Below are 5,430 nucleotides of genomic sequence, written 5' to 3' on the forward strand. Positions count from 1 at the left end.
TTATGCGAAATCGTTTACGTTAATTGTTTTATTTCAATAAGTTGTAATCCATAAAAAAGCCTAGTTTCTTCAAACTAGGCTTTTTTATGGATTCTTCACGTTCCACGCCTAGTATTTAACCTTTGTTCCACAGTTTTTATTAGCTTCAGTCAACAATGCCCTCATCCATTCGGCAAGAAAAAGCGACTTAGGAAGCCTCTTTTCGTTTGCTCCGGTTCAACGTGCTCCGGCACTGGAATGCGCTTATTTTCTGTCTGCTCCGGAGTAGTCAATCCGTCATGTTTCAGTTCAGATTCTAACTGTGGATCTGCTGTGTCAGGCTCGGATTTCTGATCGGTAAACGTAGTCATATTGGTTTTTGGAGCTTCCAATAGACGTTGCATGGTTTCTATTTGTTCTTGATAAAAGACTTCACGTTCTATTGATTGATTTTCTCTTAATAAAGCTTGATTTAATTGCTTTTCAAGTAAGTTAACTTGACTTTTAAGTAAGTCAACCTGTGTTAAGTCTTGACTGTTAATTGATTTACTTTGCTTGTCATCTGTAGACTTACCTTTAGGTTCACCAAATACTCTTATTGCCTCAGAAAAGTCAATTAATCCATCTGATCCTTTAGATAAATTCCCTTTATTTATATGAGCATAAATAGCTTGTCTAGAATATCCATAAAGCTTAGCTAATTCTGAAACTGTTAATTTTTGCATAATGTGAACTACAGGTTATTTGCATTTATTTTTGACTGTCAACTTTACAATGTCAATTAACTAGCCTCCTTAAAACCAACCTTTTGTAAATAGGGTAATAGTTCTTCAATATTTTTATAGTCTTTAAGCATTTCAGCAATTCTTACAGCAAACTGTTCAAATGTTTCTGTACCTTGAGAGTAGCTTCCCATTTCTGGTAATACTGAAAGTTTATTAGCAAAAAAATGACGTTGAGAATCTGTCAATTGTTTAATTTTACGTTGAGCTAAATTGTTAATTTCAGCTGTAACAGATTTCTTCTGTTTAAAATTAAATGAGAAGCCAGTAATCGACCTACCAGTTTTATGTTGTTCAACCTTAACTGTTATGTCTGTGTGTTCATTAATCTGCTTTATAGCTATATCAAGTACGTACTTTTTAAAGTCATACATACGCTTGTATTCAGAATCTAAGACTCCTATTTTTTTTCTAAAATCTGTAAGTGGAATAATGGGAGTAGATCCACTACTGCGCCATGCAATCAATATTTCATACAACCGAACAGCATAAGCACTACTTAAATTACTAATTTGTTGAATTTCATATTTTGTAAATTGTTCTTCTAACCGCGTAATCAAAGGAACAATCGCTGGAGAAAAAATAAGCTGCACAATAGCTTCATTGTCGATATAAGCAACTTCACTAACCCAACGAGATTTATGATTAACCACGTTACCTTTTTCACTCATGGTTTGATAACTAAATTGTCTAGCAAATAAATCATCACAAGCATCTTTTAGAGCCTGATAAGCTGTATTTCGATGTACACCAAATTGATTTATATAACTCTCTGCATGAACGGTTAAGGGGTCATTTGCATTTATACCTTTACCAGATTCTCTAGCTTCAACAATTGCCAAAAGAATTAATCGTTGCTCAACAAGATCAAGATTATAACTAGCATTAATTAAAGCATTATCCTTAACTACAAGTTCTGTTTTCATATGACGAGTTATATTTTTATTCAATTAAGACGAGATTATATTATGAACTCGTTTAATGCAAGGTAAACCTCGTTTTAATGCAAGGTAAACCTCGTTTTAATGCAAGGTAAACCTCGTTTTAATGCAAGGTAAACCTCGTTTTATAGTTCCTGTATGCATTGGTGTATAAAGGTTTAAGCTAGTCTAAAAGTATTTAAAAGCTTAAAAATAATTAAAAGCCCAAAACATTAAAAATTGCCCTATGTTTTCGCTCTGCTCAAACTCTATTGAACTTCGCTTTCGCTCAGTTCGAAGGGGCAATTTTTTTCTAATACCTGATTCAATTTTTGTTTTGAAAAAAGCACAAGCAAAAGCAACAACAAAAATGGATTCGCTTTGCTCATAAGCCCTTTTTTACTCGCTATGCTCGTTCTAGCGTCAAATTAAGCCCATTTATCCATAATTTTTTGAACTCAATTTATAAAAAAGCAGTTTTTCAGGGAGTCTGGGCGCGACTTTTCAGTGTGGCACTCGTAGACACTCGTTCAATACGTCCTATTTGACGCATATTGAATCTTTTCTGCTTTACGCATAGTTTCATGTTATTCAGATTAAAAGTGGCTAAAACGAGCGCTATGTCGCTTTAAATGGATTTCTACTGTCCTGCTCAAACCCCTCTACTGTGGTTTTGAGAATTTCATTTCGTACATGCCTCTCAGCAGTTCTTATTTTTTGATCTTCAGTCATTTGATTTTTTTCGATAAGGACAGCCATCGCAGCTGCATCGATAAAGATTTGTTCTAAGCGTTTTAAGTCATTCGGTTGATTGGCATGAAAACCGGTGACATCAAGAAGTTTTTTACACATTGCGCCTAAGTAGTAATTTTCTCGATCTCGTTGTTTTTTGAGATTTGGATCGGGTTTGTTTAGTTTCGCGTCAATACGCTTTTTCTGGTTTCTGAGTTTGATTTCAGCTTTCTTCTGATCCTGTTGTTGCAGATAGTTTTGTAAGGCATCCAATTTTAAGAAATGTGCATCAATGTCGGAACGTTTGGCTAAATCTAAAATGTCACGTTCAAATTTTGTTGGCGTAGGCTGCGATTGAATTTTGGTGAGTGCTGCCATTTGTTTGAGATAGGCATTTTTTTCATAGCGACATTTTTTAATGAGCAGCCAGTCTGATTCAGAAAAATCAGCCATGCTTTTTTTGCCTGGAAGAATCTCTAAAAAGCGCTGTTCTATTTTTCTTTTGAAGGGCAGATCTTGAATATGTTGGATCAGTTGTTTCACATCATCCAAAGTTAAAACCAATTTTTGACGACCGGCCATAAATGCTCCCAAAGATTCAACTATTTTCACCGTTAGTACAGTGAGCTTAACTTGTTATTGAAGTGAAATTAAAAATTAATTCTGTATGGCAGAATTAATTTTTATCTCGTCTCCCTGTCTTTTTTGCAAAACTATCCCTATCGTGATAGTTTTGCAAAAAAGACAGAAGTCTTCGTCCTGCGGAGCAAAAGCAAAAGCCCCGAAAATCGAGAGTAGTAATCAATGTTTTATATGGACATTCGGCATAATGTGAAGAAGGCGAATAGCAGCAAAAATGCCTTCCATTACCTCACAAGAACTGGACATTTTTTGGCGAAAAAACAGGATGAAGAATTAGAGTTTGTTCGTTCCGGACATCTCCCTGCTTGGGCGAAAAATCGGCCTGCAGATTTTTGGAAAAGTGCCGATCAGCATGAAATTGAACGGGGTCGGACATCGACTGTTTTAACGGTTGCTTTGCCTAAAGAGCTGAACAGATTGCAGCGGATCGAGTTGGTCGAAGCATTTATTCAGGAATTTACCGACACGTATCAGTTTCCCTATACGGCAGCGGTACACCATCATGCCAGTGCTTTAACGGGTGAGGATCAACCGCATTTACATCTGATGTACTCTGAACGTAGCCTTGCCGATGGAATAGAACGATCACCGGAACAGTTTTTTAAACAGTACCGCCCCAAAAATCCACAGCAAGGGGGTGCACAAAAAATGACGGCCAATGCTTTGGGCCAGGGAAAGAATCAGGTGGTAATTTTTAGGCAAACGACCGAACAATTACTGAATGATTGTCTGCAGCAATATGCCCCACAGAAAACCATCATGCTTAATGGTCTAGCTTTAACGGTTGAAAATAAGGTTTCTTGTTTATCGAATCGGGATTACAACACACAGTTTGGTACCGATTTAAAAGATGTTCCGCAGATTCCAAGGTGGAAACTGTACAGTGCAGATCCCATTATTCAGCTCGACGTTCAGGCACAGAAAGAAACCATTCAAAGGATCCGAGAAGAAAATAAAATGGAGCTGTATAAAACAGCATATGAGAATGAGTTGGCTAAGTCTCAATTGGAACAAACACAATTACTCGGACAACGGTATGCTGATCGGAAAAAATACACGGATTTTGAACTGAATGAATTACAACGAACGATTGTGAAGGCTTGCCAAGGGGCTTCTTATCACGAATCGTTTTTAAAGATGCATCAGCAAAACTGTACGATCATGAATCGGCTTTTAGAACGTTCAGCATTTGGCTCTGTTTGGATAGAATTACAGAAACAGGCGTTGTTAAAAGATTTTAGCTGTGAGCAATTAATTGTTTCTGGGGCGACGTTTATTCAGATCAATTTACAGGATGCGGAGCCATCGGCTTGGGACAAGCTTGATCAATATTGTTCGAACGAAGATAACCAAGAATATTTACGTTATTTTTTAAGAAATCTAAGCCAATTTATTCAAAAGCTAGCCAATTTTGATGACAGCCGGAGTCTAGCGTTCGATACGAACTTTAGTTATCAACTCTATGCATGGCAACGCAATGATATACAGCGAAATTTTGAGGGGAAACAGGTTGAAATGCGAGGGTTTATGCAGCTTTATGAGGGTTTTATCGCACCGCTAGCGAGTCGTTATTTTACTGAAGATTATGAATTAGATCAGCAGCATAATCTTAAAAAGTTTAAAGAAAGAGATGATCTCATCATTGAGGCGTTAAATACTCACCTTGAACCCCAGATTCTAGATGCGGTTGAAGTCAATCAGCTCAAGAAAAATGAGTCATCCCATGACTGGAATGGACCAGGGTTTTAGGAGATTAAAATAAATGAACTATTTTTCCATATTGAAGCTGTAATCTTTTAAAAAAGCTAAAAATTATTTCAGATCACATATTTTCGTTTTAGTGCAAAAGCATCTTGTAGAGCATTATGGGGGATTCTTGACTCTGCTGCTAAACTCGCATCGCTGTTCCAAAGCTCCATTGTCAATTTTGGAGTAATCATACAACTACCTTGTTTAATTATGAGTGAAGTTAAAAACAATGAAAAATCTTCTGGCCAGTCAGCAACTATATGTATATTTTCATAGCGATTTAGAAAATTAAATAATATGTTTTGAAACTCTTTTAAATCAATAGCTTGTTTATTTAAAATAGGGATAACATTATCAAGTACCCATGCAGTGGGATTTATACATGGTAAAACTTCGTAAAAGTATCTTTCATTTTCATCAACAAGTGCCATCGAGATAAGTTCTCCACCAAAACCATTAAATTCACAATCTAGAAATAATTTCATGTTCACAATGACCGTATTTATTGCAATGATTTTACTTAAAACCAATTGAAAAATAGTGAATTAGACAGCTAATCGCATCATTTTTATATCAATTCTATTTATTGATACGCCATAGATTTGACTTTATAGCTCCCATTTTTG

The 5,430-nt window shown here is 36.1% G+C and carries 4 protein-coding genes and 1 pseudogene; 1 reads left to right on the forward strand and 4 read right to left on the reverse strand.

Annotated features, from left to right (window positions below):
• Window positions 1-161: 161 nt before the first annotated feature.
• From CDA10_RS16565 to CDA10_RS16575, 3 genes are all read right to left on the reverse strand, one after another.
• Window positions 162-704 carry a plasmid replication DNA-binding protein gene (locus tag CDA10_RS16565; RefSeq protein ID WP_089606634.1) on the reverse strand — a complete coding sequence of 181 codons (543 nt, stop codon included), beginning with the start codon at window positions 702-704 and terminating at the stop codon, window positions 162-164.
• Window positions 705-760: 56 nt separating this feature from the next.
• Window positions 761-1,687 (reverse strand): replication initiation protein RepM, encoded by a 927-nt coding sequence (gene repM / locus CDA10_RS16570; RefSeq protein ID WP_089606635.1) that lies wholly within the window; start codon window positions 1,685-1,687, stop codon window positions 761-763.
• A 612-nt stretch (window positions 1,688-2,299) separates the two neighbouring features.
• Window positions 2,300-2,995, reverse strand: a complete 696-nt coding sequence (locus CDA10_RS16575) for a hypothetical protein (RefSeq protein WP_089606636.1) — start codon at window positions 2,993-2,995, stop codon at window positions 2,300-2,302.
• Between the two features lie 222 nt (window positions 2,996-3,217).
• Here CDA10_RS16575 and CDA10_RS17065 point away from each other — a divergent pair.
• Window positions 3,218-4,048 (forward strand): annotated as a pseudogene (locus CDA10_RS17065) (MobA/MobL family protein); the annotation flags it as partial.
• Between the two features lie 824 nt (window positions 4,049-4,872).
• Here the strand turns inward: CDA10_RS17065 and CDA10_RS16585 are convergent.
• Window positions 4,873-5,235 (reverse strand): hypothetical protein, encoded by a 363-nt coding sequence (locus tag CDA10_RS16585; protein ID WP_228128693.1) that lies wholly within the window; start codon window positions 5,233-5,235, stop codon window positions 4,873-4,875.
• Between the last annotated feature and the right edge of the window lie 195 nt (window positions 5,236-5,430).

Origin of the sequence: Acinetobacter piscicola (genome assembly GCF_002233755.1) — a bacterium.
In the GTDB taxonomy this organism is placed as follows: Bacteria; Pseudomonadota; Gammaproteobacteria; order Pseudomonadales; family Moraxellaceae; genus Acinetobacter; species Acinetobacter piscicola.

What these genes read in the sequence shown, in the direction of transcription:
- CDA10_RS16585 (WP_228128693.1), bottom strand. Translation starts at nt 5,235, where the DNA reads ATGGCACTTGTTGATGAAAATGAAAGATACTTTTACGAAGTTTTACCA.
- CDA10_RS16565 (WP_089606634.1), bottom strand. Translation starts at nt 704, where the DNA reads ATGCAAAAATTAACAGTTTCAGAATTAGCTAAGCTTTATGGATATTCT.
- repM (WP_089606635.1), bottom strand. Translation starts at nt 1,687, where the DNA reads ATGAAAACAGAACTTGTAGTTAAGGATAATGCTTTAATTAATGCTAGT.
- CDA10_RS16575 (WP_089606636.1), bottom strand. Translation starts at nt 2,995, where the DNA reads ATGGCCGGTCGTCAAAAATTGGTTTTAACTTTGGATGATGTGAAACAA.